Here is a 12,148-nt window from a genome sequence, read left to right as displayed (position 1 = left end):
ACCCCGCGAGGGATCCACTTGACGTTACCGCATGCGTGCGGTCAAGCCGCGTCGCAGCCGCGAACGTTAGCCCTGGCGCCAGGGCAAGCCGGCCGCGCGCCAGCCCTGCCAGCCGCGATGACCCTCGTCGTTGACGGCGCCCTCGAAGCCCTCGAGCACGTTGTACGACGGGCCAATGCCGGCGTCGGTCGCCGCGACCGCAGCGCCAATGCTGCGCTGCCCGGAGCGGCACAGGAAGATCACGGGGGCACCCGCATCGGGCTCAATGCCAGCGTCCCGCAACTGGTGCACAAACTGGAAGTTGCGCTCCCCGTCGGGATAGCCCACCCACTCGACAAACAGCGGCTCGTGCTCGGTCTGGGACGTGTCGGGCACGCCCACAAAGCGCCACTCCGCCTCCGTGCGCACGTCCACAAGCCGGGCGTCCGGGTTCGAGGTGAGGATGTCCCAGGCCTCCTGGGGCGTGATGTCTCCGGCGTAGTTGGTCACGAGGGGGTCCTTCCGAACGGCCGATGCGCATGACAGCCTAGTCGCGCCAGGCGCCAGGTCAGTGCTCAGCAAGAACGGGGCGCCTCGCGCACCAGCGCCCAGGTCATCACACCCTCGCCTTGTCGAGGTCTCCGGCACTGACGCGGGTCGGCACCGCGGCGAACACGGCGCTCGCGGCCGCGATGGGCACTACCACGGCCACGCCCACGAGCACCGCCGTGCCCAGCGTGAGCGCCGCTGCGTACCCGACCTCGCCAAGGCCATAGGGAGGTGTGGCGACGAGCAGGAGGTGAGCGGCCGCCGCCAACGTCCACCCGATCCCGATGCCGATGACGGCACCCGTGCCCATTGGCACGGCCACTTCTGCCGCGCTGGCGCGCCGCGCATCGGCCCTGCTGAGTCCTAGCGCCGCATGGACGGCGTCCTCCGAGGAGCCCGCGATGCGGGCGGCCCCGATCACGGCCCCGGCGACGACGACGGCAAGAGCCAGGCCTCCGACAATCGACAGCCACGTGGAGGCGGCGGGAAAGGCGCTCTGCTGCGCCCACGCCATGGCGGTGTCACGGGCGCCGAGCTCGACGGAGTCCATGTCGGCTGCAAAGGCGTAGACGCCGGTCGCGAGCACCGCCATGACGCCCGCAGTGCACAGGGCCACGATGGCGCCGGCCGCGGACCACTGCCGCAGCCGATTGCCTGCGCGACCCGAAAGTGCGATCGCCCAAGGCCTAGGCACGCGCCCCACCCGTGTGACCACGCGTGGCACGGCGCGGCGGCAGATCTCGACGGTGTCGACGATCAACACAGCCAGCAGCACGATCCACGCGATCACCTCGAGGACGGGGCCGAGGCCCGACAGCGAGAACACGCCGCCGACCAGCGCCGCGCCCAGCACCCCGAGCGTTACGGCCGTGATCACCACGAGCCAGCGCCCGTCCACCTCGCGCGAGACGCTCTGCTGAGACAGCGGCCGCACGTGGCGCATCGCCGCGACGGGAGCGGTCCGCGCCGCCCAGAAGGCCGGCACCGCGGCCGCGATGGCGGCGACCGCGACTCCGAGGACAGCAACGAGGACCGCGCCCCACACGGGGACCGAGGGGGTCGCGGCGAGGACGGAGCCGGGATGCGCGGCGCGTTCCCACGTGAGCAGTGCGAGCACGGCCAGGTATGCCAGCGCGATGCCCGCGATCGAGGCGGCAACGCCCACCGCAAGTGTCTGGAGCACGCTTGCCGCCACCACCGTGGCCCGGCGTGCGCCCATGACCCGAGCGGTCGCGACCCACGACGCGCGGGCCTGCGCTTGAGAGCGTGCGATAGCGACCGCAGCGCCGAGCGTGCACAACGCCATGAGTCCCGCGATTGCCGTCAGGGTGCTCGACCAGCTGACATACGCAGTGCGCCAGGTCATCGGTTCGCTGGCGGGAGCCTGGTCCACCGGGAGCGCATCGAAGCCAGGAGCCCCGTCTTGCCACCGCACGTCCACGTATATCCGCTGGGTGGTCTCGCCGGCGGCACCATCGAACTGCGAGAAGCCGCCGTCCTCGTACAGCGCGAGGGCGTCCGCCCAGGTGGCGTAGGCGTGCGGTTGGTACGAGGCGAAGGGCTCCCACACTGTCGGAGCCGTCACTGCCGTCAACGTGAGCGCGGTACTCACGGTGGAGCCTTCGGGACGAACCCTGATCTCCTCTCCCAGGCTGAATCCGAACTCGGCGGCCGCGTTGCCCGCGATGGCGATCTCGCCCGCGGTGGGAGCAGCTCCGTCGACGATTGCGACGTCCCACGGCTCGCTCGGGAACACGCCGGTGAGGCCGTCGTCGAGTGGGCCGCCACTCCCATCGACGGCGTCGCTCAAGGAGACGGGCACATAGAGGCGCGCCTGTGCCCAGTAACCGGCTTCACGCGCGGCGGTGATCATCGCTTCGATCTCGCCCGGTTCTCGCGTGTGGGGATTGCCCTGGCCCACCGCGTCCGCCAACTCGTCGTCACCCGGAAGGCCATTGGTCCACCACGTGATCCCCGAGGAGTGGTCGCCGCCACCGGCGTAGGCGTCCCATGCGAGTTCGTGCGTGGCCGCCTGGGTGGCGCGCGCGATCACGGCCGTGCCGGCCAGCGCCACGGCGAGGCAGACAAGGGCGGCCGTCCAGATCGACAGGCGCCACTGCGCCCGCAGCTGCTCACGCATCAACGTCCAGATCAGGAGACTCCCACTTTCTGAGCTTCGGTGAGTTGCGCGGCGGGCGACCGGCGGTCGAGCCGCGCCCTGACGACCACGGCCCCTGCCGCACAGAGGGCCGATGCGCTCGCGGCTAGCGCGAGCAGCACACCCCACGGCATCGCGGCCACGGTGAACAGAGCGCCGTCCACCATCCCCGCGCTGAACAGTGCGTCACGGTTGGTGACATCGAGCAACAGGCCTGCCGCGAGACCTCCCGCGAGGCCCACCCCCGTGGCGAGTGCAGTGGGGATCGCCGCTTCGAGTGCGGCGGCTCGGCGCAGGGTCGCAGGTTGCGCACCGAGCGCGAGCAACGTCGCCTGGTCCGCGGCGCGCAGCCGTTGAGAGGACCAAGCGAGGGCGATCACGATGCCGACCGCAACCAGCAGGAACGGCGCGGTGACCGCGGCGATGAGGCCGCCGTTCACCCCGCTCGACCATCCAAAGCCCGCGCTGATGGTGACCTGGGCGTCGCCCAGATCGTGGCGTGCGAGGGCGGCCTCGACGTCAACGCCCGCGGCGGAATACAACAGGATGGCCGCGGTCGGGGCTTCGCCCCAGACCGACTGCGCCCAAGCGCGATCTATGCCGCTCCACGGCAGCGACGAACCGTGAATGCTCGACGTGTCGCGGCGGAGCCCGTCCACCTCGACATACGTGGTCCCCTGAGGGAAGCCGGACGTCCATCCCAAGGTGCCGCTGGTCCACTCGTTGCCGGGCCGCAGTTGGAGCGCGCGGGTGGCGTCAGGCTCGACGTCCTCGACCGACTCCGGCGACACGGCGAGCAAGAGGTCCCGCCGGGGGTTGGCCCAGTCATCGTCGGGAACATCCTCCACATCGATGGCTCTCACATCAGTGACGAGCAGGCCCGCCTCGATCGCGCGAAAGCTCTCGTCGGAGCGCAGGGCCTCTAGGGTGTTGGGGTCCAAGCCCGGCACCCAACCCGACTCGAGAGCGTTGAGCGAGCCGTCGGTACCCAGCACCGGGACCGTCGACACGACCGCGGTCGGCTCGAGTGCAAACGCGACCTGCTGGCGAGCATTGATGCCGGTGTACAACACGGTCACCGCCGTGGCCGTACCCATCACCGCGACCACGGCCACCGCCGCCATGGTGCGCAGGGGAGCGGGGCGCTCGAGAGCGTCGGCCGCCAACGACCTGGCGGACCCCGGCGCACTGGGCACGGCGAGCGCGCGCATCACACGACGCGATGCCCACGTGACGGCCTTCGCCCCCGCATACGCGAGCCCGAGCGGCACCACCAAGTACAGCGTGGCGGCCAGCACCGTGCCCACCATGATGACGCCGACGGCGCGGGCGGGCGACACGTCGCCGTCTGTCGAGAGCATCCCGGTGCCAGCAAAGACCCCGCAGGCGAGGACCACCACGGCGCCGATGCCAAGCCACACGAGCGTGCGGCGCCGTGGCCGCCTGCGTGCGGGCGCATCGGCCGGGCTGCCGTTCGCGCCAGCAGCCAACCCTGCAGCGACCTGTCGCACGGAGCCTCGCGTCGCCCACAGCGCGACCACGCGGTACGCGAGCGTCAGTGCCACGATGCCCAGGACGGCGACGGTGAGCCACAGCCACGCCGCGCTGGACTGCCAGTGCCCGGCGCCCACGCCCTCCGCGGCTTGGCGCGCGAGTGCGCCAAGCGCGATGCCGAGCGCGACGGCGAGGGCACCCTCGCGCGCGCCGGCGGCCGTGTGGGCCCGGACCAGGCGCTGACGCGTCGCTCCCAAGGCCAGTTCGGAGGCCAACCGCGCCCGCTGCGTCGCGATCCACATGGCACGGAACGCCGCGGCCGCGCCACCGACCACCACGAGCAGGAACGGCACGTAGAAGATCATCGACATCAGGCCCCATGCGCTCCACGGCCCGACGGGTTCCGGCTGCTCACCGGTGCCCGGTTGGTACAGCGCGGGACCCGCGAAGGCGGACAGGGCCGCGATGAGGGCGACCAGCGCGGGAGCGAGGCGCCTCATCGCTCAACTCCCGCGAGCGCGTCCAGGCCCGCGAGCACGGACTCGGGGGAGGGATCAGTGATGTGACCCTCGACCCGGCCGTCCGCGAACAACAGCACGCGGCTCGCGTACGAGGCGGCCGTCGGGTCGTGCGTGACCATCACCACCGACTGGCCCAGCTCGCGGCAGCTCACCCGCAGATGCGACAGTATCTCCGCACTCGCATGGGTGTCGAGGTTGCCAGTGGGCTCGTCGGCGAGCACCACGCGTGGCCGGGTGATCAGCGCGCGGGCGATGGCAACCCGCTGCTGCTGACCACCCGACATCTCATAGGGGCGGCGGTCGAGTTCGCGGTCGATGCCGAGCATCTCGACCAGCGTCGCGAGCCACTCCTGGTCCTGTCCCAGGCCGTTGAGGCGCAGCGGCAACACGATGTTGTCGCGCCCCGTCATGGTCTGGATCAGGTTGAAGCCTTGGAACACAAAGCCCACGACCCGGCCGCGCACCTTCGCGAGCTGCTTGTCCGACAGGGTCGCGAGGTTGTCGTTGCCCACCCACACGTCGCCGCTGTCCGGCCGGTCGAGTCCCGCGAGCAAATGCACGAGCGTGGTCTTGCCCGAGCCCGACGGCCCCATGATCGCCGTGAGTTCCCCGCCGGGAATGTCGAGGTCGACGTGATCGACCGCGGTCACCGCGGCACTGCCGCTCCCAAAGGTCTTCGTGAGCCCCCGCGCTGTGAGCGCCACAGGGGCCGATGCGCGGGTTGGGCCCTCGCCTGCCGTCTCCTGGGGTGTGTCCATGGCAGCGACGCTATCGACGCCGCGGCGGTCGGCGCATCGGACTACGGCATCGTTTGCGGTGATACCCAGGTATGACGCTGCCGTCAGGCCGTCAGGCCGTCAGGCCGTCGGGTCCAGCACCTGTCCCACGAACAGGCTTGCGCCCGTGTCGATGTCCCGGATGACGTACAGGAAGGGGCGTTCGGCGACCACGTCGATGCTCTCGGCGGGGACCATGGCGCCGGCTGCCTCGACACCGATGCCCGTCACCGCGGCGGCCTCGGTGCCCTCTTCGTCGACGATCACCTTGGTCGCGTGAATGGCGCTGCCGATGACGAGGTCCGGCGCGATGCCGTCCAAGCCCTCGGTGTCGAACAGACCCTCGATCCCCATGGTGTCTTCCATCACGTCACGCAGATCGACCCTGGTCGCGGCCTCGAACCGGGGCACGAGCACGGTGAACGCCGCAGACGGGGACCACCCCGCGTCAATCTCCTCCATGAGGGCCGGGTCAAGCCTGTCGCGCACCTCGGCGAAGCGGCCCTCGTCGGGCACGATGACGACCATCTCAAGCGCGTCCCCCGCATAGGCGAGCGCCCCGGCAACGTAGCCATCGCCCTGCATCGCGCCCGACGCCGTCACGGTGGCGTTCATCATGGGCACCTCGACCCGCGAGCCGTCGAGTCGGGTGAAGCCCCAGTCCTGGGTGTGCTCCGGCGTCAACTCGTCGCGCCATTGGGCCTTCATGTACAGGGCATTGAGCAGCTCCAGGCGGCTCGCATCCGAGAACGAGTCGGCGTCGTACAGGTCCTTGATGAGGCCGTTGGTCTGATCGGAAATCCAGTCGTTCATGGTGTCCGCGGCGGCGCCAGGGTCCGTCCGGAGCGGGATCGACTGCGCATCGGCGCCGAACCAGCGCTGCACCGTCTCGACGTACTCCACGCTCGGCGTGAAAGCCGTGTCGGTGAAGACCTTGTTGGCGATCGTCACCATTGGCAGTTCGACCTCATGGCCGTCGGCGTCCTCGCCCTTGGTGCCCGGCGCGATCGCCAGCCGCTGCTCGTAAGCGTTGAACGCCGCGAGGCGCTCGTCACCCTCGCCCGGTAGGGCGAACGTCTGCTCGATGGCGAGGGAGACCTGCCCGCTGGCACCCGCATCGGCCATCCCGAAGGCCAGCCCGATGCTTGAGGGGGACACCGCGGTGTTCTCGGTCTCGCTCGCGGCGGCGCGAAAGACCGCGTAGCCGGCCTCGTCGATGCCCCGCGCGAGGGCGGGGACCAGGTCGGAGTCAGGGATGGGCCGCTCGGCGGCTTGCGCACTCATGCACCCAGCCAACAGGAGGGCACTGACAGCCACGGTAGGGATCCTCATAAGGGCTCAACGTACTGGGGGTGCGGTTCGTTGGGTCTGGACCGCGCCCCACCCCACCCCCACCCCGGGGTTCGCGTAGACCTGGCCCACATTCCGCAGGCCGGTGCGCGCTACGCGGAGATGGCGGCGCGGTGCCGTAGACCGGGCGTGCACCGGGCCCGCAGACGTTGGACCGCGCCCGGTGGGCGTGATATACGCGTAGCGCGCACGCGACGCCCACAGGTGGGCGACACCTACGCGAACCGGGGAGGGGGAGGGGGATGGCGCGCAGCGGGGAGGGGGGCGGGGCAGAAGGCGCAGCGGGCCCCCCGCAAAGCAGGCAGCTAGGCGCGCGGCACCAGGCCGGCCTGGTGGGCCATGACCACGGCTTGCACTCGATCCCGCGCCCCCAGCTTGGCCAGCACCCGTCCCACGTGGGTCTTGACGGTGGGCTCGGCAAGGAACAACTCCGCGCAGATCTCCGCGTTGGAGCGCCCGTGCGCCATGAGCACCAGCACCTCGCGCTCGCGGTCCGTCAGGGTCTCAAGGGCGGGCAGGGCCGTGGGCGCCGAGTCCAGTGACGCCATGCGTGCGAGCAGGCGCCGCGTGGACGACGGCGCAATCACCGCGTCCCCCGCGTGCACGGTCCGGATCGCCGCCAGTAGGTCCTCTGGCGGGGCGTCCTTGAGTAGGAAGCCGCTCGCGCCGGCCTTGATAGCAGCCACGACGTACTCGTCGAGGTCGAAGGTGGTGAGCATGACCACGCGCGTGGGCCCAGCCGAGGTCACCGCTTGGCATGCCTCGATCCCGTCCATGCCGGGCATACGCACGTCCATCAGCGCCACGTCGGCGGGCGGGTCGAGCGCGCACAGCACCGCCACGGCGTCGCCGCCGTCCCCGGCCTCGGCCACGACGGTCATGTCGGCCTGCGAGTCCACGACCATGCGGAAGCCGGCACGGATGAGTTGCTGGTCATCGACCAGCGCCACACGAATGGGGCTCGTCACCCCAGCTCCGGGTGCGCGGCGCCCGGCTTGACCGGAGGCAATGCGGACCACGGGAAGGTGATCCAGTCGTCGGTGCGCTTCCACACGTAGTCGGGGTCGATCACGGAGCGCGACTTCGCGTACAGCACCGCAGTGCGCACCTCGCCAGCGTGCTGTTCCATGAGGGACTTCACGAGCGCGAGAGTCTCGCCGGTGTCGGCGACGTCGTCGGCGATCAGGACGCGCATGCCGGCCATCGCATCGGTATCCAGCAGCGGCGGCAGCAGTACGGGGGCAGGTAGACGCTCGTCGACGCCCGTGTAGAACTCGACGTTGAGGGTGCCCACGCCCTTGGTGCCCAGCGCGTACGCCATCGCGCCGCCCACGGGCAGCCCGCCGCGCGCGACCGCGACCACCACCTGGGGGTCGTAGCCGCTGTCAACCACCGCCTGCGCGAGCTCCCTGCTCGCATCGCCGAATCCGTCCCAGGTGAGCACCTCGCGCTTGTCCGTCATGCGCGTCAGTATGCCTTCTTCACGTAGGGCCGATGCGCCCGCGGCCGCCGTACTCACGTCGCCCCGGCCTTACCTGCCCTGGGGCGCGGGCAGCGCCGCGCGCACAAGGAACCCGCCGCCCGCACGAGGCCCGGCACTGAGTGTGCCCCCAAAGACCGATGCGCGCTCGCGCATCCCGGCCAGGCCAAGGCCTGCGCCGTCATTGCGTGCGGCGGCGCCGCGGCCGTCGTCGGAGACGGTCAGCGTGACCGCGTCGGGGGTCCAGGTGAGTTGCGCGTAGGCCTGGGGAGAGGGGCCCGCGTGTTTGATGACGTTGGTGAGGGCCTCTTGCGCGATCCGGTACAGCGCGAGCCCCGCTCCGATGGGCAGGGTGCGCGGCGTTCCCGTCGTCACGAAGCTCACGTCGAGGCCGCGCTCGCGGCTCGAGGCCACAAGTGCCGGGATGTCGTCGATGCTGGGTTGAGGCCCGAGCGCCACCTCGTCGTTGCCGTCGCGCAGGAGCCCCAGGAGCGAGCGCATCTCCGCGAGCGCGGCCCGACCCACCTCGCCGATGGTTGCGAGCGAGCGGGTCGCGGCAGCGGGATCGGCCTCCGCAGCGAACCGGCCTCCGTCGGCTTGGGCCACCACGACCGACAGGGTGTGCGCCACGACGTCGTGCATTTCGCGTGCGATCCGGGCGCGTTCAGCGGCGGCTGCCAGGGCACGTTCGGCCTCGGTGTCGCGAGCGAGTTGGGCTTCGAGATCGGCGATGGTGCGCCGTGCTCGCGCCAGCCTCACGCCAAGCCAGACGGCGAGCGCGCCAGTGGCCAGCGCGACGGCGAACCAGGCCCATTCCATGGCGCTCACTCTAGGACCGGACCGCAGGCGGCCGACAGGGTGTCTGATTTGTCACGTTCGGGTGTCAGGGCGGGGGTGCGCGCGTTCTTATGGAAACGCACCTCTTTGCCGATAAGGACCTGTGATGGCACACTCGCACTCCCCGGACGGCGTGCTGGCCACCCTTGCGAAGGGACTCGGGTCAGACGCCGACTCCTTCACGCCCGCTGCCGCCGACTCCGCACGCGCCCCGCTGCCCGGCCGCCGCCGCGGCGAGGCTCCCGCGTCCACGGCAGCGCTCGCGGTCGCCGGGCCTGGGTCCGTGGTGCTCGACTGTGGCACCTCGCGGCTCGAGGGCTACACCCACGTGCTGTGGATTTCGCCGTCCGCCGAGTCCATTCTGGGTTCGCATGTGGCCGACCGGATCGCCGATGCGGTGGCCGCCATCCCCGGCGTGTGCGCCTACCGCTGGGAGGGCCTCGACCGGCTCCACCTGCGGGCGACAGGCGCGGACTGGGACGTGCTGCTCACGGCCGCGCGCGATGCCGTCGCAGAGCTCGCCGGAGCGTAGGCGCGAGAGCCGACCCGCGCATCGGCGCTGTGCCGTGCCCGCATAGCCCGCACCCGCACACCCCCACGAGCCAACATCGGCCGCACCCGTGCGCCGGTAGGCTGGCCCCACACCTCCGCGCGCCTGCGCGAGCCCATGCCGCCGCACCCAAGGGATGACATGACCGACGCCCAGCACCAGCTCGACACCGTCGAGGCAGCCGCCGCCACTCCCGACCAGGAGATGCCCTTCGCGGAGTTGGGCCTCAAGCCCGACGAGTACGCGCGCATCGTGGAGTTGCTGGGCCGCCGTCCCACCGCCGCGGAGCTCGCGATGTACTCCGTGATGTGGTCGGAGCACTGCTCGTACAAGTCCTCCAAGGTGCACCTCAAGCAGTTTGGCGAGAAGACCACCGATGAGATGCGCGAGCGGCTCATGGTCGGTATTGGCGAAAACGCCGGCGTCGTGGACATTGGCGACGGCTGGGCCGTGACGTTCAAGGTCGAGTCGCACAACCACCCGTCCTACGTGGAGCCCTACCAGGGTGCCGCGACCGGCGTGGGCGGCATCGTGCGCGACATTCTCGCGATGGGTGCGCGCCCCGTGGGCGCGATGGACGAGCTGCGCTTTGGTGCGATCGACCACCCCGACACGGCCCGCGTGGTGCACGGCGTGGTGGGCGGCGTGGGTGGCTACGGCAACTCGCTGGGCCTGCCCAACATTGGCGGCGGCTCGATCTTCGACTCGTCGTTCCAGGGAAACCCCCTGGTCAACGCCCTGTGCGTAGGTGTGATGAAGCATGAGGACATTCACCTGGCCTCCGCCGAGGGCGTGGGCAACAAGGTGGTCCTGTTCGGTGCCCGCACCGGCGGTGACGGCATTGGCGGAGCGAGCATCCTCGCGAGCGAGACCTTCGAGGACGGCGTGCCGGCCAAGCGCCCAAGCGTCCAGGTGGGCGACCCGTTCATGGAGAAGGTGCTTATCGAGTGCTGCCTCGAACTGTTCCGCGCAGACGTGGTGCAGGGCATCCAGGACCTGGGCGCCGCGGGTATCTCGTGCGCGACGAGCGAACTGGCGTCCAACGGCTCAGGCGGCATGCACGTATGGCTCGACGACGTGCTGCTGCGCGACCCCACCCTCAACGCTGGCGAGATCCTCATGTCGGAGTCGCAGGAGCGCATGATGGCCGTGGTCACGCCGGACAAGCTCGAGCAGTTCATCGAGATCACCCGCAAGTGGGACGTGGAGTCCGCTGTGGTCGGTGTGGTCAACGATTCGGGCCGCCTCACGATTGACCACCACGGCGAGCGCATTGTCGACGTCGACCCGCGGACCGTCGCTCACGAGGGCCCCACGTACCACCGTCCCTACGCCCGTCCCGCGTGGATGGATGCCCTGCAGGCCGATGCGTTTGCTGGCTCGCTGCCGACGTCCGGCGAGGAGCTGGGCCAGGCGGTGCTCGAGCTCATGAGTTCGCCCAACCTTGCAGACCGCTCGTGGATTACCGACCAGTACGACCGCTACGTCCAGGGCAACACCGCCGCCGCTCGCCCCGACACGGTGGGTGTGGTGCGTGTGGATGAGTCCACGGGCCGCGGCGTCGCCATCGCGACGCGCAGCAACGACCGCTTCACCAAGCTTGACCCCTACGCGGGTGCCCAGCAGTCGGTGGTCGCGGCCTACCGCGCGGTCGCCGTTGCGGGCGCCGTTCCCACGGCCATCACCGACGGCCTCAACTTTGGTTCCCCCGAGGACCCCGACGCCATGTGGCAGTTGGTTGAGGCGATCAGGGGCCTGGCCGATGCGTGTGCTGAGTTGGGCGTTCCCGTGACCGGTGGCAACGTCTCCCTGTACAACGGCACGGGCGAGCCTGGCCGCATCGACTCTTCCATCAACCCCACCGCGATTGTCGGCATGCTCGGCATTCTCGACACCGTCGAGCGTGCCACCGCGAGCGGCTGGCGCAAGGGCGGCCAGTTGCTGTACGTGCTGGGCACCACGGGAGCGGACCTCAACGGCTCGCGCTACGCGGAACTGTCCGGTCACCTGGGCGGGCTCCCGCCTGCCGTGGACTTCGCCGCGGAAAAGGTGCTCGCGGAGGTGCTGGTTTCGGCCAGCCGCGATGGCCTGATCGACGCCGCGCGTGAGGTGGGCGACGGTGGCCTTGCCGCCGCGCTCGTGCAGGGTGCGCTGCGGTACGACGTGGGAGCGCGCGTGGTGCTCGACGAGATTGTCGAGCGCGACGGCGTGAGCGCCGCGCAGGCGCTGTTCTCGGAGTCCCAGGGCCGGGTGCTCATCGCCCTTCCCCGCGACGAGGAGGCACGCCTGGTGGCCATGCTCGAGGCGCGCGGCGTGCCCGCGATCCGTCTGGGCGTGACCGAAGACGCCAACGAACCCGCCCTCGAGGTTCAGGGCCAGTTCGCGCTCCCGCTCGTACAAGTGCGCGAGGCGTGGTCGGCACCGCTGCGGGCGCACTTCGGCTAGTCCGCTGGT

The 12,148-nt window shown here is 70.6% G+C and carries 10 protein-coding genes; 2 read left to right on the top strand and 8 right to left on the bottom strand.

Features of this window, described 5'->3' with window-relative positions:
- Positions 1–66: 66 nt before the first annotated feature.
- From ACK5NO_RS10820 to ACK5NO_RS10785, 8 genes are all read right to left on the bottom strand, one after another.
- The gene (locus ACK5NO_RS10820; RefSeq protein WP_416812686.1) at positions 67–489 is read right to left on the bottom strand and encodes a rhodanese-like domain-containing protein; all 423 of its coding nucleotides are present in this window, start codon (positions 487–489) and stop codon (positions 67–69) included.
- A gap of 106 nt (positions 490–595) precedes the next feature.
- Positions 596–2,668, bottom strand: coding sequence for an FtsX-like permease family protein (locus tag ACK5NO_RS10815; RefSeq protein ID WP_416812685.1), 2,073 nt, complete (start codon positions 2,666–2,668; stop codon positions 596–598).
- An 11-nt stretch (positions 2,669–2,679) separates the two neighbouring features.
- Complete coding sequence (locus ACK5NO_RS10810; protein ID WP_416812684.1) at positions 2,680–4,680, bottom strand: FtsX-like permease family protein; 2,001 nt, start codon at positions 4,678–4,680, stop codon at positions 2,680–2,682.
- A complete protein-coding gene (locus tag ACK5NO_RS10805; RefSeq protein ID WP_416812683.1) occupies positions 4,677–5,459 on the bottom strand; it encodes an ABC transporter ATP-binding protein in 783 nt (260 codons plus the stop codon). Before ACK5NO_RS10805 ends, ACK5NO_RS10810 begins: the two co-directional genes overlap by 4 nt.
- 99 nt (positions 5,460–5,558) lie before the next feature.
- Positions 5,559–6,761 carry a serpin family protein gene (locus ACK5NO_RS10800; protein WP_416812682.1) on the bottom strand — a complete coding sequence of 401 codons (1,203 nt, stop codon included), beginning with the start codon at positions 6,759–6,761 and terminating at the stop codon, positions 5,559–5,561.
- Positions 6,762–7,132: 371 nt separating this feature from the next.
- The gene (locus ACK5NO_RS10795) at positions 7,133–7,795 is read right to left on the bottom strand and encodes a response regulator (RefSeq protein WP_416812681.1); all 663 of its coding nucleotides are present in this window, start codon (positions 7,793–7,795) and stop codon (positions 7,133–7,135) included.
- Positions 7,792–8,289, bottom strand: a complete 498-nt coding sequence (locus ACK5NO_RS10790; protein WP_416812680.1) for a phosphoribosyltransferase — start codon at positions 8,287–8,289, stop codon at positions 7,792–7,794. The genes ACK5NO_RS10795 and ACK5NO_RS10790 overlap by 4 nt, the downstream gene beginning before the upstream one ends.
- A 69-nt stretch (positions 8,290–8,358) precedes the next feature.
- The gene (locus tag ACK5NO_RS10785; RefSeq protein WP_416812679.1) at positions 8,359–9,126 is read right to left on the bottom strand and encodes a sensor histidine kinase; all 768 of its coding nucleotides are present in this window, start codon (positions 9,124–9,126) and stop codon (positions 8,359–8,361) included.
- A gap of 124 nt (positions 9,127–9,250) precedes the next feature.
- On the opposite strand from ACK5NO_RS10785, the gene ACK5NO_RS10780 reads away from it, so the two are divergent.
- Complete coding sequence (locus ACK5NO_RS10780) at positions 9,251–9,676, top strand: hypothetical protein (protein WP_416812678.1); 426 nt, start codon at positions 9,251–9,253, stop codon at positions 9,674–9,676.
- 159 nt (positions 9,677–9,835) lie between these two features.
- Positions 9,836–12,139 carry a phosphoribosylformylglycinamidine synthase subunit PurL gene (gene purL, locus ACK5NO_RS10775; protein WP_416812677.1) on the top strand — a complete coding sequence of 768 codons (2,304 nt, stop codon included), beginning with the start codon at positions 9,836–9,838 and terminating at the stop codon, positions 12,137–12,139.
- The last annotated feature ends 9 nt before the right edge of the window (positions 12,140–12,148 follow it).

The organism is Demequina sp. (assembly GCF_047975725.1).
Classification (GTDB): Bacteria; Actinomycetota; Actinomycetes; order Actinomycetales; family Demequinaceae; genus Demequina.
This window is presented reverse-complemented; position numbering and strand designations above follow the sequence as displayed.

What these genes read in the sequence shown, in the direction of transcription:
- ACK5NO_RS10815 (WP_416812685.1), bottom strand. Translation starts at nt 2,668, where the DNA reads ATGCGTGAGCAGCTGCGGGCGCAGTGGCGCCTGTCGATCTGGACGGCC.
- ACK5NO_RS10810 (WP_416812684.1), bottom strand. Translation starts at nt 4,680, where the DNA reads ATGAGGCGCCTCGCTCCCGCGCTGGTCGCCCTCATCGCGGCCCTGTCC.
- ACK5NO_RS10805 (WP_416812683.1), bottom strand. Translation starts at nt 5,459, where the DNA reads ATGGACACACCCCAGGAGACGGCAGGCGAGGGCCCAACCCGCGCATCG.
- ACK5NO_RS10800 (WP_416812682.1), bottom strand. Translation starts at nt 6,761, where the DNA reads ATGAGTGCGCAAGCCGCCGAGCGGCCCATCCCTGACTCCGACCTGGTC.
- ACK5NO_RS10790 (WP_416812680.1), bottom strand. Translation starts at nt 8,289, where the DNA reads ATGACGGACAAGCGCGAGGTGCTCACCTGGGACGGATTCGGCGATGCG.
- ACK5NO_RS10785 (WP_416812679.1), bottom strand. Translation starts at nt 9,126, where the DNA reads ATGGAATGGGCCTGGTTCGCCGTCGCGCTGGCCACTGGCGCGCTCGCC.
- ACK5NO_RS10780 (WP_416812678.1), top strand. Translation starts at nt 9,251, where the DNA reads ATGGCACACTCGCACTCCCCGGACGGCGTGCTGGCCACCCTTGCGAAG.
- purL (WP_416812677.1), top strand. Translation starts at nt 9,836, where the DNA reads ATGACCGACGCCCAGCACCAGCTCGACACCGTCGAGGCAGCCGCCGCC.